The sequence below is a fragment of the Streptomyces sp. Edi2 genome (genome assembly GCF_040253635.1).
In the GTDB taxonomy this organism is placed as follows: Bacteria; Actinomycetota; Actinomycetes; order Streptomycetales; family Streptomycetaceae; genus Streptomyces.
In genome coordinates, this window is record NZ_JBEJGX010000003.1 from 4,182,694 (window position 1) to 4,207,067 (window position 24,374).

Below are 24,374 nucleotides of genomic sequence, written 5' to 3' on the forward strand. Positions count from 1 at the left end.
GTCCGGCGACCGTGCGGTAGCCAGGCGGCCGCCGCGCGGTAGCGGACGGGCCGCGGGTGGGGCGGGCAGCGGGTGGGGCGGGCAGCGGTCGCGGCGGGCCGCCGGCCGGCTCAGTCGCTTTTGCAGATGCGGTCGAGGAGGTTGGCGGTGGCGCGTTGGATGCGTTCGTCGACATGGCCGGGGCGGTCGAGGGCCGGGGACCAGGCGAAGGTGCCGGAGGCGAAAACCCAGGCGCCGCTGGGGGCGCGGTAGAGGGAGGTCTCCTGATGGCGGCGGGCGCCTTCGCTGTCGCGGTAAGGGGAGTGGGCGAGCAGGATGCGTTCGGTGTGCTCGGGGAGGTTGGTGCGCGGGAAGTAGCGGTCGGCCTCGCCGGCGACCAGACCGGGCAGCTCGTCGCCTTCGTGCGCGCCGGTGGCCTCCCACAGCCAGTGACTGCCGTTGCGGACGACCATGGGGGCCGGCTCGGGGACCCGGCCGGCGTACTGGATGCCCATCAGCCGCTGTTCGGGGTTGCCCAGCTCCCGCCAGAGCGCGGGGCGTCCGGGGCCCTGCCGCTTACGGCAGTGGAGCAGCGCCTCCGGGCCCGAGGGCGAGGGGGAGAGATCGACCTGCCAGTACATGGTGTTGGCAGAGAGGAAGACGAGGGAGGTGCCGGTGTCGCGGGCGTGCTCGACCGTGCGGCGCATGGGCACCGACCAGTACTCGTCGTGGCCGGGGAAGACCAGGCCGCGGTAGCGGGACGGGTCGACGCGGCCGGCGTGCAGATCGCGGGCGTCGGCGTAGGCGAGGTCGTAGCCGTAGCGTTCGGCCCAGCGGATGAAGTCGTAGGCATGGCCGACATGGAGGGGCAGTCCCGCGCCGGCGTACGGCCGGTCGAACGAGACGGTGGTGGCAGCGTCCCCCTCGCCGAGCAGCGCGCCCTCCTCGTCCCAGGCGTGGTAGAGGCTGGCGCCGGTCCGGCCGTCCTCCGGATAGAGGTTGTAGGCCTGCCACGTGATGTCGGGCAGCAGCAGGAGGAGATCGGCGGGCTGGTGGTCGCGGACCGTGAAGGGGATGTGGGAGCGGTAGCGGCCGTCGGCGGTGGTGAGCACGGCGACATAGGCGCCGAGCTGCCAGGACGTGGGGACCTGGAGGCGCCAGGAGAGCCACCAGTGGTGGCAGGAGGCCGTGCGGTCGGCGGTCAGCGGGGGCGGCTGGACGATGCCGGCCAGGCGGGGGCTGTTGGTGATCTTGGAGGCGCCGACGCCCGCGTAATGGCCGATGCGGTAGATGTCGATGTTGAACGGCTGGGGCGGGTCCACCGAGACGCGGAAGTCGATGGCCTCGCCTGGGGCCACCGCGCCGGGGCCGGCGAAGCCCTTGATCTGGCGGTGGACGTCATCGGCGGTACGCGGTCCGTTGTGCTTGCCGGGGTCGGGCACCGGCCGTGCGCCCGGGGCGACGGCGGGGTCGACGTACCAGGGAATGATGCGGCCGGAGTCGAAGTAGTTCTCGCTGCCGCGCAGCCAGGGCAGCGGGCCCTGTCCGAACGGGTCCGTGACCGCGTGGGCGAGCGCACCCGACTCCCAGCGCCTGATCTGATCCGTCGCCACCTTCACTCCCCTCCCACATCCCCCACCGGCCGCAGCCGATCGAGCCGCTACTGCGTCCGGCCGGGCGAACCCGGCCGGCCATCCCCCAGCACATCACATTACGCACTCACTTCGTCACCCTTCGTCGTGAATTTAGAGGGTGCAGCCCCCGAAATGCGAACTGGAAGGGAACATTCAGCCGGTGGTGCGGGAGGCCCGGGACGAGGCGCCCCGCACCCGCTCAGCGGATAAGTACGGCCTTGGGCGGTGCCTTGACCGCGGCCTTGAGCGCGGCCTTGCCTGCCGCCTCGCGTGCGGCTTTCCGGTCGTCCCGGTAGCTCTGGCCGTTCCGATCGTTCTGGTCGTTCCGATCGCTCCGGTCGTCGGCCCGGTTGCTCCGGCCGTTCCCATCGCTCCGGTTGCTCCGGTCATTCCGGATGTTCCTGTCATACCAGTCGGACCGGCTTCTCGGGGCGTACGCCGACCGTCGTCAGCCAGCCGCGGAGCGGCTCCGCGTCGCCGTCGTCGACCAGGCTGAGCACCGGGCGGCCGAGGTCGGCGCGGCGGGCGCCGTCGACCAGCAGCGCCGGGCCGTCGAGCCAGTCCAGGCCGGGGGCGGCACCCGCGGTGTCGACGGCGGCGCAGCAGACCATGGCGGTGACGTGGTCGGCAAGGAGCTCGCGGCCCGTACGGGGCGGCTGCAGCGGGAACAGCGGGAGGCCGCCCTCGGACACCATGCCGTCGCCCCAGGCCACACCGATGGTGGCGTCCTGCGCCGCGCCGCAGCGGGCGGCCTGGCGGGCCGCTTCCTCGCGCTCCTCGCGCTCGACCTCCGCACCCAGCCGGGCGGCGACCAGATCGCTCGCCCGCTCCCCCTGGGCGAGCCGGTCGATGACGCGGGCCAGGGTGGGGCCCGGGGCCGGGGCGGGCTGCGGGCCCTCGCGGCGGGCGGCGGACGACGGGCCGCCGGCGGGGCGGTCCGCCGGGTGGTGGCCGGCGGGCGGACGGGGGGAGGAGCGGGCGTACGAGAGAGGCGGGGCACAGGCGGGGTCCGGGGCCGCCGGCGTGGGCGGAGCCGACGGGAGCGCGGGCGCCGGGAGGTTGTCCAGAACGCGGTGGAGGCGGGCGGCCTCCAGGCGCCATTTCCGGTCCACGACCTCTTCCGGGTACTGATTCCAGCCGACCGGCGACCAGTCGGGCCCGGGCTCGGCCGGACCGCCGTGGAAGAGGCGGGCGGCCAGCAGGGAGGCGGCGCGGTCGATGGCGCCCGGCTCCTCGAGGAGGTCGCAGGCCGGGCGCTCGCCGAGACGGGAGGCGAAACCGTTGGCGAGGCGGTCGCGGCGGGAGAGTTCGGTGAGCGCGGAGACCACACCGGCGTCCAGCCGGGACGGCCAGCGGCCCATCCGCCAGGCGGGCAGCGCCACCCGGGTCAGCAGCCGGTCCCAGCCCGCATAAGCGAGACCGACCTGCTCCTGGGCGACGATCCGCAGGCCGTAGTCGACGGTCTGTGCGCGCTCGGAGGCGGCGGCGGCGACGGCGCGCTCCATGATCGTGGCGTGTTCGCGGCCGGCCCGCAGCAGCAGTCGTGCCACCCGGCCCACGAAGCGGAGCGGGAGGGCGCGCAGCGGGCCCCGGGCGCGGGCCGATACGGCGACGGCGGCGTCCAGGCCGCGGATGAAGCGGCGGGCGGCCGCTATGTCGGGGTGGGCGGACGGGCCGGTGCCGGCGACGACCGGGGCCAGCAGGGCGCGCAGCTCGGCGACCCGCATCCACCACAGGAAGGGTGAGCCGATGACCAGGACCGGCGCCTCGGCCGCCCGGCGCCCTTCGCGCGGTGCCGCTCCCCTGCCGCGGCGCGGCGGGCCGTGGGCACGGTGCGTACGGTCCTCCAGCCAGCTGTCGCAGTCCGGGGTGAGCGCTATGGCCGAGGGCGCGGGGACCTCCAGGCGGTCGGCGAGATCGCGGACGAGGCGGTAGAGATCGGGGGCCGACTTCTCGGAGATCGGCACGGACGGGCTGAGCGCGGGTCTGGCGCGCGCCACGACGGCCGTGACCAGCGCCGCCAGGAGCAGGCTGAGCACCGCGAGACCGCCGGCGATCCAGCGGGCCAGCTCCCAGCCGGTCCCCGCGCCGAGGTGGCCGGTCGCCCGGCCGGTGAACAGCACCACGGCCACGGCCGCCGGCAGCAGCGCGACGGCCAGCGCCGTGCTGCGGATCCGCAGCACGGCAAGGGCGCGGGCACGCGCCGCCAGGACGCCTGTTTCCGGACTTGCCACGAGCCTGTACACCCCCTGCTGTCCTGATGGAGCCGGACGGAGAGAACACGGGACGGACGTACGAGAATTGCGCGGTGACTGGAGCGAGGGCACTCCACCACCACTGTGGCACCGGCCACTGACATCGCAATGCCGGTGAGCCACTTGCCGGACGCCACCGCGGCAACCGTGCCGGATTCCGGCCCGGTGACCACAGGACGCTTGCGCCGCACCCTAGTTGGGGGTGCGGGCCTCGTCAGCCGTATACCTGGTGCGGTCACTCGATGGAATGGCTTTGGGCAAAGCCGGGAACCCGTGCCCGGCGGGTATGGGCCGTGGACGCTTCGGCCCGGTCTGCGCAGAGAGGACTGGGGCATATGTCACGGTATGTGGCATATGCCCCAGGAGAGATGTCACTCAAGAGGTCACCGCCGACGGCGCCGGACGCGGCACCGACCGGCGGCGCAGACCTGGGCGGGCCCCGGGCAAAGGCGCACGCTAGGCGCCCGCTGCCTCCGCCGCCGCGTCCGCGACCTTGGCGGCGATGTCCGTGCGGTGCTGCGAGCCGTCCAGGAAGATCCGGTCGACGGCGCGGTAGGCGCGCTGCCGGGCGGTGGTGAGGTCGGAGCCGGTGGCGGTGACGGACAGCACCCGGCCGCCCGCGCTGAGCACCGCGCCGCTCTCGTCACGCTTGGTGCCGGCGTGCAGGACGTACGCCTTGGGGCCGTCCTGCTCCGCGACCTCGGCGAGGCCGTCGATCGGGTCGCCGGTGCGCGGGGTGTCCGGGTAGTTGTGGGAGGCGATGACGACGGTGACCGCCGCGCCGTCGCTCCAGCGCAGCGGCGGGAGGGTGGCGAGGGTGCCGGTGGCCGCGGCGTGCAGCAGACCGGCGAGCGGGGTCTTGAGGCGGGCGAGGACGACCTGAGTCTCCGGGTCGCCGAAGCGCGCGTTGAACTCGATCACCCGCACCCCGCGGGAGGTGATCGCCAGGCCCGCGTAGAGCAGCCCGGAGAAGGGGGTGCCACGACGGCGCAGCTCGTCGACGGTGGGCTGCAGGACGGTGGCCATGACCTCGTCGACCAGCTTGGGGTCGGCCCAGGGCAGCGGGCTGTACGCGCCCATGCCGCCGGTGTTGGGGCCCTGGTCCCCGTCGTAGGCGCGCTTGAAGTCCTGGGCGGGCTGCAGCGGGACGACGGTGACGCCGTCGGTGACCGCGAAGAGGGAGACCTCGGGGCCGTCCAGGAACTCTTCGATGACCACGCGGTCGCAGGCCAGGGCGTGCGCACGGGCCGCCTCGACGTCGTCGGTGACCACGACGCCCTTGCCGGCGGCCAGGCCGTCGTCCTTGACGACGTACGGGGCACCGAAGGCGTCCAGGGCCTCGTCGATCTCTTCCCGGGTGGTGCACACATAGCTGCGGGCGGTGGGGACGGCCGCGGTGGCCATCACGTCCTTGGCGAAGGCCTTGGAGCCCTCCAGTTCGGCGGCCTGGGCCGAGGGGCCGAAGACCGGGATGCCGCGGTCGCGTACGGCGTCCGCGACGCCCGCCACCAAGGGGGCCTCGGGGCCGACGATGACCAGGTCGGCCTGCAGACCGGCGGCGAGTTCGGCGACGGCTGCGCCGTCGAGGGCGTTGACCCCGTGCAATTCGGCCACCTCGGCGATACCGGCGTTGCCGGGAGCGCAGTGCAGCGCGGTGACGTCGGGGTCGAGGGACAGAGAGCGGCACAGGGCGTGTTCGCGGGCGCCGCCGCCGATGACGAGGACCTTCACGGTGGCAGCCTAGACGAGAGCGCCGGCCGGCCGGACGTCGGCCGGGCGCGGGCGGCGAAGAGGCCAGGCGCGGCTGGAAGCGGCTGGAAACCGTGCGTCGCCGCGGCGGCAACTCTTTCGGGTGAGATGCCCGGCGGCCTTATATCCGATCCCGCCCCCCTTCCGGGCGGAAAGAGCGTGATCGTGGGGCCGACGCCAGCCGTTCGGCGGTAGGAAGGGGGCTGGGCGGCGCCACGGTCGTCTCGTACGTCATGGATGTATCGCGCGCATATGTCGCGTATATGTCACTCAGGCATTGCTCGTGTGCGTCACGCGGGCGTCGCGCGTATCCGTCCGGCGTATGTGTCACGCCGGCTTCGCGGGTGTCCGTCCGGCGTATGTGTCACGCGGGCTTCGCGCGCAGGCACCGCGTGTGTACCGCACGCACCGACGTGTCCGTGGAGAGCCGCAGAGGCTGTGGAGACAGAGAGGGAGTGCACGGGTGAGTCATCCGGAGATGCAGCCCGAGGGGCCCCCTCGGGAGGGCGGCAGCCCCACCCGGGAGAGCGGCAGCCGGGGCCGCGGCCGGAGGGATCTTGCGGGGCGGGCCTTTCCGCTCGGCGACTGGGGAGAGCCGGCCGACCGCCTGGATGCGCTCTATCTCTGGAGCGAGGAGGGCGCGCTGCGCAGCGCCGACTGGTATCTGCGCGGCCGGCGGGCCAAGCGCCGCGGTGCGCGGATACTGCGGGCGGGGGCCGCGGCCGGGGTGACGGCGGGCGGGGTGCTCCCGCTGCTGGATCTGGCCGGGACCTGGCAGGGCGGGGCGCCCTGGGGCGCTCTGTCGCTGCTGCTGGCGGCGGTATGCGTGGGCTGCGACCGGTATTTCGGCGTGACCGCCGGCTGGATGCGGGACCTGGCCACCGCCCAGGCGATTCACCGGCGGCTGGAGGCGCTGCAGTTCGACTGGGCAGTGGAGAGCGTGCGCGAGGTGCTCGGGCCGGCCGAGGGCACGGCGGGTGAGGCGGCCGAGCGCTGTCTGGGCGTGCTGCGGCGGTTCAACGAAGACCTCGGGGAGCTGGTACGGGCCGAGACGGCCGACTGGATGGCGGACTTCCGGGCCGATTCGCTGCGGTTTGCCGCGCCGCACGGGGGCGGCTTCGCCGCCGGGCAGGCGCGTCGGGAGGAGTCGGGGGCGGCGGCGCGGTTTGCGGTGCCGCAGCGGGCCCGGCCGAATATGCCGCGGCAGCGGCCGCCGGACGCGACGCGCTGAGCGCTTGCTTTAACTTCCCACGTTTTTGGCTTTCCCGCCGTGGGGGGGGTGCTCGCCGTTTGCCGCCCGCTGCGCGGTGCGCCCGCCGTTTCGCCTGCGGCGGGCCGGGGCCGCTGCGCGGGGCTGTGGGTGCGGTGACGGGCCTCCGGGGCCGGTGTGCGGGACTGCTTCGCTTTACGCTCCGCTGCGCTCCGCCTTTGCTCTTTCTTGGAGCCTTCGGAAGCAAAGCCCCGCACACCGGCCCCTCCGGCCCGTCCCCTCCCGTGGGTGGATAAGTGAACGGGGGTGGGGTCAGCTGAAGACGATCATGGAGCCTTGGCCCAGGCTTCGGGTGGCGGCTGCGTGCAGGCCTAGCCATACGTGCCGTTCGCGGGCGAACGGGCTCTCGTCCAGGGGGACCGCGTCCGCCCGCTCCTCCAGGGAGGTGGGGCCGGCCGGGGGTGCGGGGGCGGCCGGCGGATTGGCCGGATCGATACCGAGGGATGGCGCAACCAGTTCGAGGTCGCGCAGCAGACCGTGCGAGGAGCCCAGCGGGCCGCCGCCCTCCAGCAGTTCGTCGTTGGCGAGCGGGTGCGGGAAGTCGACCGGGACGTAGGCGCCGGCGTGGTCGTAATGCCACACGAGGTGGGACTGCTGCGCGGTGGTCTCGAACATCTCCAGCAACTGCTCGTAGTCACCGCCCAGTTCGTCGACCGGGGTCACCTCCAGGTTGCACAGTCGCAACAGGTAGGCGCGGCGCAGGAAGTGCAGTGCGTCGTAGTCGAAACCGGCGACGGGGGCGACGTCACCGGACAGGCCGGGCATATAGCTGAAGACCGGGACCGGTGGCAGACCCGCTTCCGTCAGGGCCTTGTCGTAGGCGGCGATCTCTTCGGAGAACGGGTTGTCGGGGCTGTGGCACAGCACATCGACGAGGGGTACCAGCCACAGGTCACATGCCACGAGTGAGGGCTCGCTTCCGGTCGGGGACGGGGACACCGGCGCACGTACAGGTACGGGTACGGCCCATGACGGCCGATGGTCGGGACAGCGTAGTGCTACCCGCGCGTTCCGACGAGAGCGAGGGAGTGCTCGTTGTACTCGGCGATCAGCCGCTGGGCCGCGGGCAGGTCGTGCTGGAGCAGGGCGTCGGCCAGCGCGCTGTGGCCCTGCCACAGATGCCCCTTGAGGTCGCCCTCGCGGCGCAGCAGCGGCACCGCGAACATCCAGGTCTGGACGCGGATCCGGTCCAGGAAGTCGCTGATGTAGGCGTTGTTCACGATGCTGCTCAGCTCGCGCCAGAACCGCAGGTCGTAGCCGATCAGGACGTCCAGGTCGCCGCACCGCGCGGCCCGTTCGGCCTCGTCGGCGCGGCGCCGGATGGAGATCAGCACCTCGGCGGGGGTATTCCGCAGGGCCCGGTCGGCGCCGCTGCGGAAGATGCCCTCGATGATCAGGGTGCGGGCCTCGACCATGGCGCGGAAGTCGTCGGCGGTGAAGGCGTGCACCTTGAAACCGCGGTGCTGTTCGACGTCGAGCAGGCCCTGGGCGCAGAGGTCGAGCAGTGCCTCGCGCACGGGGGTGGCGGAGACGCCGTACTGTTCGGCGATCTCCTTGACGGTGAAGGGGTGGCCGGACGGCAGCCGGCCTGCCAGGACCTCGTCGCGCAGCGCGTCGGCGATCTGCTGGCGCAGGGTGCTGCGTCGTATGACTGAGCTGTCTCCGCCGGCGGCCATCGTGTGCGTCTCCTTCGACGTCCCTGACCGCGCAGGTGGGAGCGGCCCCCGCCCACGATAGGCGAGGGCCGCACCTCGATGCCGCCCGAGGTTACCGTCGGTCCGCCGGACGGCACGTCCGTGACCTGCGGTTCCGCTCCCCCGGCGGCGTCGACCCGGAGGGCTCAGGCGGTGTGGGCGTCGGCCGCCGACAGGGCCTCGTCGAGGGCGGCAAGGCCCTCCTTGGCCTCGGCCTCGGTGATCGTGCAGGCCGGGACGACATGCGTCCGGTTCATGTTCACGAACGGCCACAGGCCGCCGCGCTTGCAGGCCGCGGCGAATTCGGCCATCGGGGCGTTGGCCGGGCCGGCGGCGTTGTACGGGACCAGCGGCTCGCGGGTCTCCTTGTTCTTGACCAGGTCCAGCGCCCAGAAGACGCCCATACCGCGGACCTCGCCAACGGACGGGTGCCGCGCGGCGATCTCGTGCAGCGCGGGGCCGATGACCCGCTCACCGATCTCGGCGGCGTTCTCCACGATCCGCTCCTCGGCCATCGCGTTCATGGTGGCGACGGCGGACGCGCAGGCCAGCGGGTGTCCGGAGTAGGTCAGACCGCCCGGGTAGGGGCGCTGGTCGAAGGTCGCGGCGATCTCGGCGCTGATCGCGACGCCGCCCAGCGGGACGTAGCCGGAGTTGACGCCCTTGGCGAAGGTCAGCAGGTCGGGGGTGACGCCGAAGTGGTCGGCGGCGAACCACTTGCCCGTACGGCCGAAGCCCGCCATGACCTCGTCGAGGATGAAGACGATGCCGTGGCGGTCGCAGATCTCCCGGACGCCGGCGAGGTAGCCGGCCGGCGGGACCATGATCCCGGCGGTGCCGGGGACGGTCTCCAGGATGATCGCCGCGATGGACTGCGGGCCCTCGAAGGCGATGGTCTGCTCCAGGTGCGCGAGGGCGCGCTCGCACTCCTGCGCCTCGTTCTCGGCATGGAAGGCCGAGCGGTAGAGGAACGGGCCCCAGAAGTGCACGACACCGGACGAGGCGGTGTCGGAGGGCCAGCGGCGGGGGTCGCCGGTCAGGTTGATCGCGGTGGCGGTGGCGCCGTGGTACGAGCGGTAGGCGGAGAGCACCTTGGCACGGCCGGTGTGCAGCCGGGCCATCCGGACCGCGTTCTCCACGGCCTCCGCGCCGCCGTTGGTGAAGAAGATCTTGTCGAGGTCGCCGGGGGTGCGCTCGGCGACCAGCCGGGCGGCCTCGGACCGGACGTCCACGGCGAAGCCGGGCGCGATGGTGCACAGCTTGGCGGCCTGTTCCTGGATCGCCGCGACGACCTTGGGGTGCTGGTGGCCGATGTTGGTGTTGACCAGCTGCGAGGAGAAGTCGAGGTAGCGGTTGCCGTCGTAGTCCCAGAAGTACGCGCCCTCGGCGCCGGCGATCGGCAGCGGGTCGATCAGGCCCTGCGCGGACCAGGAGTGGAAGACGTGCGCGCGGTCGGCGGCCTTGACTGCGGCACCGGCGGCGGGGTCGGCGGAGGCGGAGGGCGTCGTGGTCACGGTCAGTACCTCGGATCGGGTCGCTCGGGTCCGCCGTGGGACGGTCGCGGCGAACGCCCTCAGCGTAGGGATCACGGCCTGCCGGACGGTACCGACACTGTGTGTGACTCCACCCACGACTCGCGGACATTCTGTCCAGAATCGTGGGCTGCCTGCTGCGGTGACCCGTGGCACCGCGCAGGGTGGTCAGGCGGTCAGACGGTCAGGTGGTCAGGCCGTGGGAAAGGCGGTCCGTACCGCCTGCGCCTGGCGCCAGTGGCCGGCGGCCAGATCCGGGCGCAAGGCCGCGAGTCCGCCGCAGTAGCGGGTGAAGGCGGCGGGCCGGACGCCGTGGCCGTGCAGCAGGCGGTCCGCGTGGGTCAGCCAGGCAGCGTGGGTCAGCCGGTCCGCGTGGGTCACCAGGTCCGCGTCGGGCAGCCGGGCGGCGGTCCGGATCTCGACGAGGACCAGCCCGCCGTCGGCGCGTACCGTGCGGCCGGACTCCGGGTCCCGGCAGCGCAGCGCGGCGTCACAGGTGATGCGCAGGCCGTCCGCGACGAAGGTGGCGCGGGTGTAGTCGGTCTCCAGGGCGCCGTGGAGGTCGGCGGGGGCCGCGAGTCCGTAGGCGCGGTCCAATACGGCGGCGAGGAAGCCGCGTGGGGCCACGCCGAGCGCCGGGTCGCCCGGCAGCAGCGGCCGCCGGTGCTTGACCGTCTCGCCGCGCCGTCCCGTGAGCTTGACCTCGAACTGCCGCTCCCCGGTGTCCTCGTACCGCCGCTCGCGGATCGTGTAGCGCAGCGGCAGGCCTTGCCGGTGGTCGTGGAAGGAGCGCAGGCCGGGGGTGTCGTAGTGGAGGGAGCGGTAGCGGAACCAGCGGCGCCCGTTGATGCACAGCGCCGCGAACGGGCCGCCCGGCCTGCGGCGGTCGGTGAGTTCGGCCGCGAAGGCGGCGAAGACCTCGACCGGGACGAGATAGCGGCGGTCGAAACGGGCGAGGAGTTCGGCCCGCGCCTGGACGTCGGCGAGCGGCACGGGGCGCGCGGCCATGGCGGCGCGGGCGAGGGCGCGTACGGCGGGAATCACACGGTCTCCTTGGCGGTTGGGGAAAGGGAGAGGGGGCGTGCGGGGCCGGGAGGCGCTGTTCCGTGGGCGTGGTGCCGAGGTCGGTGGCGGGGTGGTCGCGGTACCCGCCGTGGGCGTCGGGGTACGCATACGACGAACCTCACCCGTCGGAAAGTTCCGGGACGCGGAAACAGACATCCGGCACCGTCACATCCCGGCCACGGCGGGGTGGTTGACGATGGCGCTGAAGGACCTCTCCGCGGCCCGGGAAGAGTTGGGCGGCCGCGCGGGAAGAGCGGGCCGGTGCCCCGGATACCGCCTGCTGCGGAGGTATGACGGCCTGCGGCCTGCCGGGGGCCGAGGCGCCCTGGATATCCTCACCGCGGAGGAGGGGCGCGGGCAGCCGTATGCACAGGCGGCCTGCACACTCGCCCGCGGGGCGGATTCGGGGGGAAAGGGCGGCAGATCGTGGAACGGCCAAGATATGCGGGGCAGCAGGGACTACAGGGGCTGCAGGCGCTGCAGGGGCGCGCGGGAGTGCCGGAGGGGGTGCTGCCGCTGGGTGCGCAGGATCCGCCGCGGATCGGGGACTACCGCCTGATCGGGCAGCTCGGCGAGGGCGGCATGGGACGGGTCTTCCTGGCCCGTTCGGACCGCGGCCGTACGGTCGCGGTCAAGCTGGTGCGTGCGGAGCTGGCCGGTGAGGAGGAGTTCCGGGCGCGCTTCCGGCGGGAGGTGCGGGCCGCGCAGCAGGTCGCCGGGGAGTGGACCGCGCCCGTACTGGACGCGGACACCGAGGCCGAGACCCCCTGGCTCGCCACGGGCTACATCGCGGGCCCTTCCCTGCAGCGGGTCGTCGGCGGCAGCGGCGCCCCGCTGCCCGAGCGGACGGTATGGATCCTGGCCGCCGGGCTGGCCCGCGCGCTGGGGTCGATCCATGCGGCCGGAATCATCCACCGCGACCTCAAGCCGTCCAACGTGCTGCTCACCATCGACGGGCCGCGGGTCATCGACTTCGGCATCGCGCGGGCCCTGGAGGCGGTGTCCGGCATGGGCGTGACGCATACCGGCGGGGCGATCGGTTCGCCGGGCTTCATGTCGCCGGAGCAGGTGCGCGGCGCGCCGCTGACCCCGGCCTGCGACGTCTTCAGCCTCGGTGCCGTGCTGGCGTACGCGGCCACCGGGCGGCAGCCGTTCGGGACGGCCGACAGCGTCGCGCACGCGGTGATGTTCCGTATCGCCCAGGAGGATCCCGACCTCTCCGCGGTGCCCGAGGGGCTGCGCGAGCTGATCGCCGGCGCTCTCGCCAAGGACCCCGGACAGCGGCCCACGCCCGCGCAGTTGGTGGCGCAGGCGGAGGGCGGCAGCGGTGTCGGGGCCGGGCCCCGTGCGGACGACGAGCCGTGGCTGCCGGCGGCGCTGACCGCCCGGCTGGGGCGGCACGCCGTGGAACTGCTGGCGGCGGAGAACCCACAGAGCCGGGACACCACCCGGGACGGGGAGCCGCCCACCGCCGTCGTGCCCACACCCTCCGCACCGGGCCGCGCCCCGGTCACGCCATCGCCGCCGCCCCGGGGCCCGGCAGCGTACTCACCCACCGCCACCGCACCGCACTCTGACGCGACGCCCTCTCCCGCCCCGGCCGGCAAGCCGCCGCGCCGCCGCGGTGCCGGTGCCGCGCTGGTCACCGCGGCCGCGCTGGTGCTCGCCGGGACCGGTGCGGTCGCCGCGTACGCCCTGATGAGCGCGGACGGCGGCGGCCTGCGCTCGACGGACGCCGGCGAAGCGGGCGGGAACGGCGCCCAGAGGACGGCGGGGTCCGCGAAGGGCAGGCTTCCCGCGAGCTACCTGGGCACGTGGGAGGCCACGCTGGGCGACTCCCACGACGAGGTCCGGCGCTTCACGCTCACGCAGGGCAAGGCCGGTGACATCGTGCTGACGATGACGGCGACCGGGGCGGAGTACCGCTGCGAGTTCGCCGCCGCCCTGGCCCATGCGGGGCCGCCGGTCCGCCTCGGCCCCTCCACCGTGGTCTCCGGGCCGGACGGCTGCTCTCCGGGCTCGCCGAGCACCCTGGAGATGGTGAACGGCAAGCTGCGCCGCACCTCCGACGACGGGAAGGCGCTGACGTACCGCAAGCTGCCGAGCGGCAAGGGGACCTGACGCACCGTAGAGCGGGAGGGGCTGACGGAACGGCGAAGCCGGCGGACCGGGGGAGCCGACGGAACGGAGAGATGGAAGGAGCCGACGGCCCCTTGGGGCGCGCTCGGCCGCGCTCCCCTTCCCCCGCGCCCCTCCCCGTGCTCCCCCTCCCGCGCCCCCGTCGCGCCCCTCGCTCCCGTCCGGGCGCCGATTGTTCTCCCGTCGTGACGATCTCTCGGCCCTGGCGCGATCCGCGGCCGCCTACGCTCGGAGCACGCCTGCTGCCGGAACGCGCCTCAGGCACGCAACGAGACGGGGGAGGGCGCCCGGATGGACGGCCTGCGGGAGCTGACGGCCGACGATCCGCAGTGGATCGGGGACTACCGGCTGCTCAGCGGTCTCGGCAGCGGCGGGATGGGGCGGGTCTACCTGGCCCGTTCCGAGGGCGGCAGGACCGTGGCCGTGAAGCTGGTGAAGGCCGAACTCGCCGCGGAGGAAGAGTTCCGGGACCGCTTCCGTGCCGAGGTCGCGGCCGCGCGGCGGGTCGGCGGGCGGTGGACCGCCCCGGTGCTGGACGCCGACACCGAGGCCGCGGTCCCGTGGGTCGCCACCGGATACATCGCGGGCCCCACCCTGAGCGGGGTCGTCGGCGGCACATACGGCCGCATCCGGAACCCGGGCCCCCTGCCGGAGTATTCGCTGCAGCGGCTGGCGTACGGGCTGGCCTGCGCGCTGCGCGACATCCACGGCGTCGGCCTGGTGCACCGCGACCTCAAGCCGTCCAATGTGCTGCTCACCATCGACGGGCCGCGGGTCATCGACTTCGGTATCGCGCGCGCCCTGGACGCGGTCGGGGACCGGACCGGGACCCGCACCGGCACGGTGCTCGGCTCGCCCAGCTTCATGTCGCCCGAGCAGGTACGGGGGCACCGCGCCGGCCCGCCCAGCGACGTCTTCTGCGTGGGGTCGGTGCTGGCGTACGCGGCGACCGGGCGGCAGCCGTTCGGCAGCCCGGCCTCGGGCTTCCACTCGGTGATGTTCAAGATCGCCAAGGAGGATCCCGAGCTGACCGGGGCGCCCGACGGCATCCGCGGTCTGATCCAGGACTGCCTGTCCAAGGACCCGGCCGCGCGGCCCACCCCCGGCGAGATCGCCGACCGCACCGGGCCGGTGCCCGGCGGCCCGTCCGCCGCCCCCTGGCTGCCGGCTGCGCTGATCGCAAGCCTGGGACAGCACGCCGTACGCCTCCTGGACACCGACACCCCGCCCGGGGGCCGGCCGCCGACGCTCACCTCCACCCGCCTCTCCCCCGCTCCGGCATCGCCGCCCCCGGCCGAGCCCGCCGCGGCGGCGCCCCAGACCGAGCCCTCCGTACCGGCGCCTCGCCGCCGCCCCCGCCGGCTCCCCCTCCTCCTGGCCACCACCAGTGCCGTCGCCGCGGCCGCCGCCACCGCCGTCGCGGTCCCGCTGCTGAGCGGCGGCGCGAGCCCCGACCAGAGCGCGTCCGACATCCCGGCACGCTTTGTCGGCACCTGGTCGGGCCCGGTGCTGCGGGACGGGGAGCCCACAGGGCAGCAGCGGCGGTTCGTGATCACCAACGGCACGGTCGGCGAGGTGGTCGCCAACAGCACCAGCCTCGGCGCGACCTATGAATGCCGCAGCGACGGCAAGCTGGTGTCCGTCACGGCTCACGACGGGCACCCGGCGCTCCGGCTGGACACCAAGGTCGTACGGTCCGTCCCCGCGGGCCGCTGCAGCGCGCTCGGCGAGCACACCCTCCGAGCGGGCACGGGCGGCACCCTGAACTGGGCGGCGGCCGGGCGCACCGCGACCCTGCACCGCACCGGCCCGGCGGAGACCGCCGTCCCGGCCGGCTTCCTCGGCACCTGGCAGCGGACGGACGCCGACGGCTACGGCAGCCGGCGCCTCACCCTCGCGCAGGCCCCGGCGGGCAGCAAGGTCCTCACCACCGTCGTCGCGGGCCCCGGCGGCCGCTGCACGACGCACGCCGACCTGTTCGCGGCGGAGGACGGCAGACTGACCCTCGGCCCGTCGGTCGTCGACCGGCCCGCGCCCGGCTGCGCCCCGGGCAACAGCTCCGTCCTCCGCCTGAACCGCGACGGCACGCTGCACGGCGAGTTCCTGGGCCACGACAAACAGCCGCGCACCTACTCCAGGGCGGAGTAGGCGCGCGGCTGCCGCAGTGCTGCGGTGTCCCCGGGGGACGCGCGGGGCGTCCCTACGACAGGAACGAGTTGATCTCGATCGTCTCGTCGCGGCCGGGGCCGACGCCGATCGCGGAGATCGGGGCGCCGGACATCTCCTCCAGCGCCTTGACGTACGCCTGGGCGTTCTTCGGCAGGTCGGAGAAGGACTTCGCCTTGGTGATGTCCTCGGACCAGCCCGGCAGCGTCTCGTAGACCGGCTTCGCGTGGTGGAAGTCGGACTGGCTGTAGGGCAGCTCCTCGACGCGCTTGCCGTCGATCTCGTAGGCCACGCAGACCGGGATCTGCTCCCAGCCGGTGAGCACGTCGAGCTTGGTGAGGAAGAAGTCGGTCAGGCCGTTGACGCGGGTCGCGTAGCGGGCGATGACCGCGTCGAACCAGCCGCAGCGGCGGTCGCGGCCGGTGGTGACACCGCGCTCGCCGCCGATCCGGCGCAGCGCCTCGCCGTCCTCGTCGAACAGCTCGGTCGGGAACGGACCGGCGCCGACGCGCGTCGTATAGGCCTTGAGGATGCCGATGACGCGGTTGATCTTCGTGGGGCCGACGCCGGCACCCGTGCAGGCGCCGCCCGCGGTCGGGTTCGAGGACGTGACGAAGGGGTACGTGCCGTGGTCGATGTCCAGGAGCGTGCCCTGGCCGCCCTCGAAGAGGACCACCTTGTCGTCGTCGAGCGCCTTGTTGAGGATCAGGGTGGTGTCGGCGACATAGCCCTTGATCTTGTCGGCGTAGCCCAGCAGCTCCTCGACGACCTGGCCGGCCTCGATGGCGCGGCGGTTGTAGAGCTTGGACAGGAGCTGGTTCTTGACCTCCAGGGCCGCCTCGACCTTCTGCATGAGGATCGACTCGTCGTAGAGGTCCTGCACCCGGATGCCCACGCGGTTGATCTTGTCGGCGTAGGTCGGGCCGATGCCGCGCCCGGTGGTGCCGATCTTCCGCTTGCCGAGGAACCGTTCCGTCACCTTGTCGACGGTGATGTTGTACGGCGTGATCAGATGCGCGTTACCGCTGAGCAGCAGCTTGGACGTGTCGACGCCACGCTCGTTGAGTCCGCTCAGCTCGGAGAGCAGGACCGCCGGGTCGACCACGACACCGTTGCCGATGACCGGGGTGCACCCCGGGGAGAGGATTCCGGAAGGGAGAAGGTGCAGCGCGTACTTCTGGTCGCCGACGACGACCGTGTGGCCGGCGTTGTTGCCGCCCTGGTAGCGCACCACATAGTCAACGGACCCACCGAGCAGGTCGGTGGCCTTTCCCTTGCCCTCATCACCCCACTGAGCACCGAGCAGCACAAGTGCGGGCACAGGCGTACACCCCTTCCGGGCGGGGCATGTCCAACGTGCGTGGATGGCGTCGGCGTGCGTGTTCACGCGTACGTCATCGCTGGAGACGTCGGACCGGTGCCCCGGAATAGACGAAGCCCCTGGCGCAATAGCGCAAGGGGCTCTTGCACCGAGATGCTACCTGAGGAAGGACCGAGGTGTCGGCGCAGCCTTCTGGGCACTTTCCCGTGGACTCCGTTCGGGGGCACCCCCTGCTCGTGGTCATCGACCCGGTCGCCCGCAGTACGGACGGCGAGTCCGTACGGATCGCGAAGGATGTCCTGTGTGCCGGCGCGGGGGCGAAAATCTGCCTTCCCGACGGCCCGGAGGAATTCGCGCGGATCCTGGCCCGGCGCGGCCACCGGCGGCCGGTGGTGATCGGTGACGACCGGGCGCTGCTGCGCGTGGTGGGCCTGCTGCACAAGGAGCGCGAGCTGGCCGCGGTGCCGCTGTCGATGGTCCCGGTGGGCGCACCGGCCGCCGTGGCGCTGAGCTGCGCGCTGGGCATCCCCACGGACACGGTGGCCGCCGCGCGTGCCGTCCTGGACGGCGGGGAGCGGCCGCGGGACCTGCTCACGGACGACAGCGACGGCATCGTGCTCGGCGGGCTGCGGATCCCCTGCGGGAGCCCGGCGGCCCGGCAGGGCGGCGGGGTGTACGTGCCGGTGGCGGCCCCCGCGGCTGCCCCGGCGGATCCACCGGAGGCCGTGGAGGCGCCGGACGGTCTGGCGGGCGGGCTCGACGGGCACCGGCCGTGGTGGCAGCCGGCCGCGCGGACCGCCCGTACGGCGCTGGCGCTGCTGGCGGCGCCGGCCGCCGGGCTGGGCGGGCGGCGCGCACGGGTGCCGGGCCAGCGGCTGCGGATCGAGGCGGACGGGGTGCTGCTGGCGGATCTGGACCGGCCGGTGCGCGGGGTGTCGGTGGTGCCCGGCGGACGGGCGGGGGCGGACGGGGCGCGGCCCGGGGCCGGTGACGCGCTGGCCGAGGTGGTGGTGCACTGGCCGGGCGGGGGCCGGCCGGTACGGACCCGGGCGCGGGCGGTGACGGTGTCCGGCGCGGACTTCCACTACCGGGCGGACGCGGTGGTCGGCGGGCCGGTCAGGACCCGTACCTGGACCCTGCAGCCGGGGGCCTGGCGGCTGCAGCTGCCCCGGGGGTGAGTGCAAGGCCGCCCCGGGGGTGAGTGCCGGGCCGTCCAGGGGGTGAGTGCCGGGCCGTCCAGGGGTGAGTGCCGGCCGGCGCCTCTGCGGGCGGTGTTCCCGGTGCCTCAGCGCGCGGCGTTGTCGTACTCGGCGCGCATCCGGTCGCGGTGCTCGCGCCAGCGCTGCAGCATCCCGGCGAGCTCTTCCTGCAGGAACTCGAAGAAGACCAGCGTCTCGCTCATCCGGCGGCCGGCCGGGGAGTCCTCGCCGAGGCTGTCGACGCCCTCGCGCAGGGTGCCCTCCCAGCGGGTGAGGACGTTGTCCCGGCGGGCCAGCGCCTCGTACCACTGATCGCTGTGCACGCGGTAGCGGTCGCGGCGGGAGCCCGGCTCCCGCTCCCTGCTGACCATGTCGACCTGGGAGAGGTAGCGGATCGCGCCGGAGACGGCGGCGGGGCTGACCTGAAGGCGCTCGCCGAGTTCGGCCGAGGTCAGCACGCCGGAGTCGGAGGCCAGCAGGCAGGCGAAGACGCGGGCGGACATCCGCTGCATACCGGCCTCGACGAGCTGGGCCGCGAACCGCTCGACGAACTGCGAGACCGCCTCGTCGTCGCGCTTGTCCCGGGCCGCTTCCCGGGCCGCTTCCCTGCCCGCGTCCTGGGCCGTTCGGCCGGTCCGGCCCCCGCCGTGCTGCCGCTGCTCGCTCATGTCCGCATCATCTCCCCTGATCAGAGCCACCCCACCAACTTTATACGTTTTCTTAACTTCACAAATTTGTGAAACTAGCGTAGCTTCCGAAGCATGACCAAGGCAATCTCTCCCGCCCCCGCGGTCCGGGTCGACGGTCTGTACAAGTCCTTCGGTCGCACCCGCGCCCTGGACGGCCTCGACCTGCACGTCGGGGCCGGTGAGGTACACGGCTTCCTCGGGCCCAACGGCGCCGGGAAGTCCACCACGATCCGCGTCCTGCTCGGCCTGCTGCGCGCCGACGGCGGCACGGCCCGCCTCCTGGGCAAGGACCCCTGGCAGGACGCCGTCGAGCTGCACCGCCGCCTCGCCTACGTGCCCGGCGATGTGACCCTGTGGCGCAATCTCTCCGGCGGCGAGGTCATCGACCTCTTCGGCCGGCTCCGCGGCGGCCTGGACCGCGCCCGGCGGGCCGAGCTCCTGGAGCGGTTCGAACTCGACCCCACCAAGAAGGGGCGGACGTACTCCAAGGGCAACCGGCAGAAGGTCGCCCTGGTCGCCGCCTTCGCCTCCGACGCCGACCTGCTCGTCCTCGACGAGCCCACCTCCGGGCTGGACCCGCTGATGGAGGAGGTCTTCCAGAGCTGTGTCGCCGAGGCGCGCGACCGCGGCCGTACGGTGCTGCTCTCCAGCCATGTGCTGTCGGAGGTCGAAGCGCTCTGCGACCGCATCAGCATCATCCGCAAGGGACGGACCGTCGAATCCGGCTCGCTGGGAGAGCTGCGGCATCTGACCCGCACCTCGGTCATCGCCGAACTCGCGGGACCGCCCGCGCAATTGGACTCCCTCCCCGGCGTCCACGGCCTGGCCGTCCAGCCGATCCGGGGAAGCCAGGGCCACCGTGTCGAGCTCCAGGCCGACACCGACAAGCTCGACGCCGTCCTGCGCTCGCTCACCGCCGCCGGCGTCCGCAGCCTGACCAGCACCCCGCCCACCCTGGAAGAGCTTTTTCTGCGCCACTACCAGGACGACACCCGCGACGCAGCGGCGGTCGCGCGATGACCGCCGTGGCCGCGGCCCTCCCCGCGCCCGCCGCCCGCTCCCGTCATCTGGCGGGCACCGGCACCCTGTTGCGCCTCGCGCTGCGCCGCGACCGGGTGATGATCCCGGCCTGGGTACTGTCCCTCGGGCTGGTCGTCGCCGCCACGGGCTCGTCCTTCGCGGCGGTGTACGGCACCGCCGCCGAGCGCGCCCGGCTGGCCGTCTCGATGAACGGCAACGGCTCGATGCGCGCGCTGTACGGGCCGGTCTTCAGCGACTCCCTCGGCGGCCTGGTCGCCTGGCGGATGGCCGGCTTCGGTGCCGTCCTCGCCGCGGTGATGAGCCTGCTGATCGTCGTCCGGCACACCCGCGAGGAGGAGGAGACGGGCCGCCAGGAGCTGCTTTCCGCCGCCATGGTCGGCCGCCGTGCACCCCTGACCGCGGCCCTGCTGGCGGCCCTGTGCGCCAACGCCGGGCTCACCGTGCTGATCGCGGGCGGCCTGACCGCCTCCGGCCTGCCGGGCGCCGGCTCCCTCGCGCTAGGCGCCGCCATCGGCTCCGCCGGCCTGCTCTTCGCCGGCCTGGCCGCCATCGCCGCCCAGCTGACCGAGAGCGCGCGCCTCGCCAAGGGCCTGACCGGCGCGGTCCTCGGCCTCGCCTTCGCGCTGCGCGCCGCGGGCGACGCCGCGGACCCCGCGGCCACGTCCCCGCTCACCTGGGTCTCACCGGTCGGCTGGTCGCAGAACCTCCGGCCGTACGCCGGCGAGCGCTGGTGGATCGTCGCGCTCTTCCTGGCCGCGGCCGCCCTGGCCGTCCTCGCCTCCTACGCACTGACCGCCCGGCGTGACCTCGGCATGAGCTTTCTGCCGGCCCGCCCCGGACCGGCCGTCGCGCCGCGCTCCCTGAGCGGCCCCTTCGGCCTGGCCTGGCGGCTCCAGCGCGCCACCCTGCTGGGCTGGAGCCTCGGCTTCCTGTGCGCCGGCGGGATCTTCGGCGGCATCGCCAAGGGCGCCTCCGATCTGGTCGGCGGCAACCGGCAGACCCGCGAGATCGTCGAGCGGATGGGCGGTCAGCAGGGCCTGACCGATGCCTTCCTGGCCACGATGACCGGCATGCTCGGGATGGTCGCGGCGCTCTACGCGGCCGGGGCGGTGCTGCGGCTGCGCGGTGAGGAGACCGGGGAGCGCGCTGAGCCGGTGCTGGCCGGCGCGGTGGGGCGGCTGCGCTGGGCGGCAGGACATCTTGCCTTCGCCTACGCGGGCACCGTCGTCATCCTGGCCGCCGGCGGCCTCGGCCTGGGCCTCGCCTACGGACTCTCGGCCGGCGACCTCGGCGGCGCACTCGGCCCGGTCCTGGCCGCCGCCCTCGCCCAGGCCCCGGCGGTCTGGACGCTCACCGGTCTGGCGGTCCTCGTCGTCGGCCTGCTCCCCGGAGCCACCGGCGCCGTCTGGGCCCTGGTCGGCGGCTGCCTGGCCCTCGGCTGGATCGGCCCCGCGCTCGACCTCCCCGGGTGGGCCATGGACCTCTCCCCGTACAGCCACCTCCCCAAGCTGCCCGGCGCGGAGGTCACCGCCGCCCCGTTCCTCTGGCTGCCGGCCCTCTCCGCCCTCCTCGCCCTGGTGGGCCTGGCGGGCCTGCGCCGGCGCGACATCGGCTGATCCCGCCCGGCGGCCGGCTCTTCCGCGCCGGGCCGCCCCGTATACGTGCGCCGCCGGAGCTGTAGCGGACTCCGGCGGCGCACTTGCGTCGTATGCCGTGATGCCGGGCGGGCGCGTTCTGCCGTCCGGCGCGGGTCGGCTTCCCGGTGTGCGAGCCCGGGTCGCCGTCCCGGTGCACGGCGCCGGGACGGCATCCCCGTGTATGGCGCCGGGGCGGCATCCCGCTACGGCGCAATTTTGTCCACAGGGTGTGGACGAAGCACAGAAGTCCGCCGACGGCCAGTCACTCTTCGCGATTTCACCTGCCCGCGCGTTAACCCGTAGTAACTCTGGAGCAATCAGTGACATTGCCGTTACTTTCCGCATGCACGGCCGTGACCACGGCCCGCGGCACCGGAGGGGTTCATGCCACGCATCACCACCAAGATCGGCATGCTGGCGGCGGCAGCACTGCTCGCCGTCGCGGCGGCCGGGCCCGCCCAGGGCAAGCAGCGGAGCGACGCCGCACACCGCACCGGGGCCGCCTCGGAGGCCTACTTCGTGATGACCGACGTCACGCGCGAGGAATTCGTCATCAAGCTCACCGACCCTCGCAAGATCCAGCACGCCCGGGACCTGCTGAGCGGCGCGTCCCACTCGGAGCCGCATGTCATCGGCCGGATCGAGAAGCGCCCCGCCCCGTACAACTGGCGCTGGAGCTTCCATCTCCGCCCGGAGACCATCGACTTCTTCGACTTCGCCATCGAGGTCTGTGACGCCACCACGCCCTATGTCGAAGAGCATCTGGACGAGGCCGGCGGGCCGTTCCTGCCCGGGCTGGTCTGGTGTCCCTGGACCTCCAGGCTGGTGCGGGAGGTCCCCCAGCCGTAAGGCCTGAGGCGGCGGGCCGCCGGCCCGCACCGTGCACCGGCGGCCCGCGCCGTACGCCCCGCCGGAAGCCGCGGCGTGGGCCTCAGCCCCCCGGTGTCACCAGCCGCGCCTCGTACGCGAACACCGCCGCCTGGGTGCGGTCGCGCAGCCCCAGCTTCACCAGTATCCGGCTGACGTGCGTCTTCACCGTCGATTCGGCCACCACCAGATGCTCGGCGATCTCGCCGTTGGAGAGGCCCTGGGCCACCAGCACCAGGACCTCGGTCTCGCGCTCGGTGAGATCGGCGATGCGCTCCTGGGCGGGGGCGCGCGGGGTGCCCAGCCGGGAGAACTCGGAGATCAGGCGCTTGGTGACGGTGGGGGCGAGCAGGGCCTCGCCGGAGGCGACGATGCGGACGCCATCGGCGAGTTGGCCGGCCGAGGCGTCCTTGAGGAGGAAGCCGCTGGCCCCGGAGCGCAGCGCTTGGTAGACGTACTCGTCCAGGTCGAAGGTGGTCAGCACCAGGACCTTGGCGTCCGCGTCGGCGGCCACGATCTCGCGGGTCGCCTCCAGGCCGTTCATCTCCGGCATCCGGATGTCCATCAGGACGACATCGGGCTTGAGGACCGCGACCTTGTGCACCGCCTGGCGGCCGTCCACCGCCTCCCCGACGACCTCGATGTCCGGCATGGCGTTGAGCAGGACGGAGAAGCCCTCACGGACCATCACCTGGTCATCGACGATCAGTACCCGGATCATGCCTTGCCCCCCACCGTGTTCTCGCCCGCCGTGCGCACCACCGGGAGGAACGCCGCGACCTCGAAGCCGCCGTCCTCGGTGGGCTCGGCCGTCATCTCGCCGCCCAGCATCTGTACCCGCTCCCGCATGCCCATCACCCCGTGGCCCGCGCCCGGCGAGGGCTTGGCGAGGCGGCTCGGCGGACCGTTGACGATCCGTACGCCCAGCCCGCCCAGCACATAGGAGATCTCCACCCGTGCGTCGGCGCCCGGCGAGTGCCGCAGCGCATTGCTCAGCGCCTCCTGCACGATCCGGTACGCGGACAGCTCCACGCCCTGCGGCAGCGCCCGGGGCGAGCCGGTGATCACGGACTCGACGGTCAGCCCGGTGCTGCGGAGGCTGTCGAACAGCGCGTCGAGACCGGCGAGCGTCGGCTGCGGGGCCTCCGGGTCGTGCTCGACGAAGGCGTCCGGGTCGGCGGAGCGGACCACACCGAGGATGCGGCGCAGCTCGGCGAGCGCGGCGACGGCATTCTCCCGGATCGTGGAGAAGGACGTGGCGAGCTCGGGCGGGGTGTCCTTGACGCGGTAGGGCGCCGCCTCGGCCTGGATGGCGATCACGGACATGTGGTGGGCGACCACATCGTGCAGCTCACGGGCGATGAGGGCGCGCTCCTCCAGGAGCGTGCGCCGGGAGCGCTCCTCCGCGGTGGCGGTCAGGGTCTCGACGACCTGCCGGCGCTCCTCACGCCAGGCGCGGACCGCGGCGGCGGAGATCAGCACCACACCGCAGAAGAAGGCGACCGGCGGCAGATCGCCCGGGTCCTTGCCGAGGACCGCCGTCAGCACGGCCGCCACGGCGAAGGTGACCAGCCACATCTCGACGGCCAGCCGGGGCCGGGTGCGCAGCACCACGAGGACCATCACGGCGAGGTGGGTGGGGAAGGCCCCCGCCCCGACGATGCTGGCGAACGGGGACGAGAGAGCCGCGTAGGTGACCGCCGACACGGCGAACGCACCCACCGACAGCCAGTAGGCGCCCACCGGGCGGAAGAGCGTGAGCAACGGCCCGGCGGCAACCAGCGCGCTGAAGCCGGCGACCACGATGCCGCGCAGCGCGCCGGGCCCGGAGCTGTCGGCGAAGGTCGCCAGGAAGACACACACCGAGAAGAAGCCGACGGTGAAGTGCGGCAGCCACCGCGCCCAGTGCCGCAGCCGCTTCGGCACGAACGGCAGCCACCGGGACACCTTGGCGTCCTCCAGCGGTGGCATCGGACGGAAGGCGAAGGCGCCGACGAACAGGTCCTGGCGCAGCCGGTGCAGGGCCCCATGGGCTATCCGGGCCTCGGAACGCAGGTCGCTCTGCGTCTGGGTGGTGTCGTTCACGCTGACAACGGTAAGCAACGACGGGCCCCCGGGCGTCCCCACCAGTGGGGAT

At 73.5% G+C, this 24,374-nt stretch carries 18 protein-coding genes; 7 read left to right on the forward strand and 11 right to left on the reverse strand.

Features of this window, described 5'->3' with window-relative positions; all coding sequences use genetic code 11:
- Window positions 1–110: 110 nt before the first annotated feature.
- The 3 genes from ABR737_RS21765 to purD form a co-directional block, all read right to left on the reverse strand.
- A complete protein-coding gene (locus ABR737_RS21765) occupies window positions 111–1,592 on the reverse strand; it encodes a N,N-dimethylformamidase beta subunit family domain-containing protein (protein ID WP_350251786.1) in 1,482 nt (493 codons plus the stop codon).
- Between the two features lie 425 nt (window positions 1,593–2,017).
- Complete coding sequence (locus tag ABR737_RS21770) at window positions 2,018–3,847, reverse strand: hypothetical protein (RefSeq protein WP_350251787.1); 1,830 nt, start codon at window positions 3,845–3,847, stop codon at window positions 2,018–2,020.
- A 477-nt stretch (window positions 3,848–4,324) separates the two neighbouring features.
- Entirely contained in the window at window positions 4,325–5,599 is a 1,275-nt protein-coding gene (purD, locus tag ABR737_RS21775) for a phosphoribosylamine--glycine ligase (RefSeq protein WP_350251788.1), read from the reverse strand.
- 481 nt (window positions 5,600–6,080) lie between these two features.
- On the opposite strand from purD, the gene ABR737_RS21780 reads away from it, so the two are divergent.
- Window positions 6,081–6,848, forward strand: a complete 768-nt coding sequence (locus ABR737_RS21780) for an SLATT domain-containing protein (protein ID WP_350251789.1) — start codon at window positions 6,081–6,083, stop codon at window positions 6,846–6,848.
- A gap of 291 nt (window positions 6,849–7,139) precedes the next feature.
- Here the strand turns inward: ABR737_RS21780 and ABR737_RS21785 are convergent, their stop codons facing one another.
- The 4 genes from ABR737_RS21785 to ABR737_RS21800 all read right to left on the reverse strand — a co-directional run bounded on the left by ABR737_RS21785 (window position 7,140) and on the right by ABR737_RS21800 (window position 11,157).
- Window positions 7,140–7,790 carry a putative DNA-mimic protein gene (locus tag ABR737_RS21785; protein WP_350251790.1) on the reverse strand — a complete coding sequence of 217 codons (651 nt, stop codon included), beginning with the start codon at window positions 7,788–7,790 and terminating at the stop codon, window positions 7,140–7,142.
- A gap of 95 nt (window positions 7,791–7,885) precedes the next feature.
- Complete coding sequence (locus ABR737_RS21790) at window positions 7,886–8,563, reverse strand: GntR family transcriptional regulator (protein ID WP_350251791.1); 678 nt, start codon at window positions 8,561–8,563, stop codon at window positions 7,886–7,888.
- A gap of 164 nt (window positions 8,564–8,727) precedes the next feature.
- The gene (locus tag ABR737_RS21795) at window positions 8,728–10,095 is read right to left on the reverse strand and encodes an aspartate aminotransferase family protein (protein ID WP_350251792.1); all 1,368 of its coding nucleotides are present in this window, start codon (window positions 10,093–10,095) and stop codon (window positions 8,728–8,730) included.
- 210 nt (window positions 10,096–10,305) lie between these two features.
- Window positions 10,306–11,157: a polyphosphate polymerase domain-containing protein gene (locus ABR737_RS21800; protein ID WP_350251793.1), complete on the reverse strand. Its 852-nt coding sequence runs from the start codon at window positions 11,155–11,157 to the stop codon at window positions 10,306–10,308.
- Between the two features lie 447 nt (window positions 11,158–11,604).
- Between ABR737_RS21800 and ABR737_RS21805 the strand changes: the two genes are divergently transcribed.
- Both ABR737_RS21805 and ABR737_RS21810 read left to right on the forward strand, forming a co-directional pair.
- On the forward strand, window positions 11,605–13,299 hold the full coding sequence (locus ABR737_RS21805) for a serine/threonine-protein kinase (RefSeq protein ID WP_502964352.1): 1,695 nt from the start codon (window positions 11,605–11,607) through the stop codon (window positions 13,297–13,299).
- Window positions 13,300–13,608: 309 nt separating this feature from the next.
- Window positions 13,609–15,465, forward strand: a complete 1,857-nt coding sequence (locus ABR737_RS21810) for a serine/threonine-protein kinase (protein ID WP_350251794.1) — start codon at window positions 13,609–13,611, stop codon at window positions 15,463–15,465.
- Window positions 15,466–15,517: 52 nt separating this feature from the next.
- Here ABR737_RS21810 and ABR737_RS21815 read toward each other — a convergent pair whose 3' ends face one another.
- Window positions 15,518–16,804 (reverse strand): adenylosuccinate synthase, encoded by a 1,287-nt coding sequence (locus tag ABR737_RS21815; protein WP_086717212.1) that lies wholly within the window; start codon window positions 16,802–16,804, stop codon window positions 15,518–15,520.
- 206 nt (window positions 16,805–17,010) lie between these two features.
- On the opposite strand from ABR737_RS21815, the gene ABR737_RS21820 reads away from it, so the two are divergent.
- Window positions 17,011–17,982, forward strand: a complete 972-nt coding sequence (locus ABR737_RS21820) for a diacylglycerol kinase catalytic domain-containing protein (RefSeq protein ID WP_350251795.1) — start codon at window positions 17,011–17,013, stop codon at window positions 17,980–17,982.
- Window positions 17,983–18,089: 107 nt separating this feature from the next.
- Here ABR737_RS21820 and ABR737_RS21825 read toward each other — a convergent pair whose 3' ends face one another.
- Window positions 18,090–18,671, reverse strand: a complete 582-nt coding sequence (locus ABR737_RS21825) for a GbsR/MarR family transcriptional regulator (protein ID WP_350251796.1) — start codon at window positions 18,669–18,671, stop codon at window positions 18,090–18,092.
- Window positions 18,672–18,764: 93 nt separating this feature from the next.
- Here ABR737_RS21825 and ABR737_RS21830 point away from each other — a divergent pair, with 93 nt between their 5' ends.
- The 3 genes from ABR737_RS21830 (at window position 18,765) to ABR737_RS21840 (ending at window position 22,219) form a co-directional block, all read left to right on the forward strand.
- Window positions 18,765–19,712 carry an ABC transporter ATP-binding protein gene (locus tag ABR737_RS21830; RefSeq protein ID WP_350251797.1) on the forward strand — a complete coding sequence of 316 codons (948 nt, stop codon included), beginning with the start codon at window positions 18,765–18,767 and terminating at the stop codon, window positions 19,710–19,712.
- The gene (locus ABR737_RS21835; RefSeq protein WP_350251798.1) at window positions 19,709–21,349 is read left to right on the forward strand and encodes an ABC transporter permease; all 1,641 of its coding nucleotides are present in this window, start codon (window positions 19,709–19,711) and stop codon (window positions 21,347–21,349) included. The genes ABR737_RS21830 and ABR737_RS21835 overlap by 4 nt, the downstream gene beginning before the upstream one ends.
- 405 nt (window positions 21,350–21,754) lie before the next feature.
- Window positions 21,755–22,219 (forward strand): BP74-related protein, encoded by a 465-nt coding sequence (locus tag ABR737_RS21840; RefSeq protein WP_350251799.1) that lies wholly within the window; start codon window positions 21,755–21,757, stop codon window positions 22,217–22,219.
- An 82-nt stretch (window positions 22,220–22,301) separates the two neighbouring features.
- On the opposite strand, the gene ABR737_RS21845 is transcribed toward ABR737_RS21840, so the two are convergent.
- Complete coding sequence (locus ABR737_RS21845; RefSeq protein ID WP_088798580.1) at window positions 22,302–22,958, reverse strand: response regulator; 657 nt, start codon at window positions 22,956–22,958, stop codon at window positions 22,302–22,304.
- Window positions 22,955–24,322 carry a sensor histidine kinase gene (locus tag ABR737_RS21850; RefSeq protein ID WP_350251800.1) on the reverse strand — a complete coding sequence of 456 codons (1,368 nt, stop codon included), beginning with the start codon at window positions 24,320–24,322 and terminating at the stop codon, window positions 22,955–22,957. The genes ABR737_RS21845 and ABR737_RS21850 overlap by 4 nt, the downstream gene beginning before the upstream one ends.
- Between the last annotated feature and the right edge of the window lie 52 nt (window positions 24,323–24,374).

Bases quoted from the DNA above. Each gene is read 5' to 3' on its own strand.
- ABR737_RS21825 (WP_350251796.1), bottom strand. From the start codon at position 18,671: ATGAGCGAGCAGCGGCAGCACGGCGGGGGCCGGACCGGCCGAACGGCC.
- ABR737_RS21835 (WP_350251798.1), top strand. From the start codon at position 19,709: ATGACCGCCGTGGCCGCGGCCCTCCCCGCGCCCGCCGCCCGCTCCCGT.
- ABR737_RS21840 (WP_350251799.1), top strand. From the start codon at position 21,755: ATGCCACGCATCACCACCAAGATCGGCATGCTGGCGGCGGCAGCACTG.
- ABR737_RS21810 (WP_350251794.1), top strand. From the start codon at position 13,609: ATGGACGGCCTGCGGGAGCTGACGGCCGACGATCCGCAGTGGATCGGG.
- ABR737_RS21830 (WP_350251797.1), top strand. From the start codon at position 18,765: ATGACCAAGGCAATCTCTCCCGCCCCCGCGGTCCGGGTCGACGGTCTG.
- ABR737_RS21790 (WP_350251791.1), bottom strand. From the start codon at position 8,563: ATGGCCGCCGGCGGAGACAGCTCAGTCATACGACGCAGCACCCTGCGC.
- ABR737_RS21845 (WP_088798580.1), bottom strand. From the start codon at position 22,958: ATGATCCGGGTACTGATCGTCGATGACCAGGTGATGGTCCGTGAGGGC.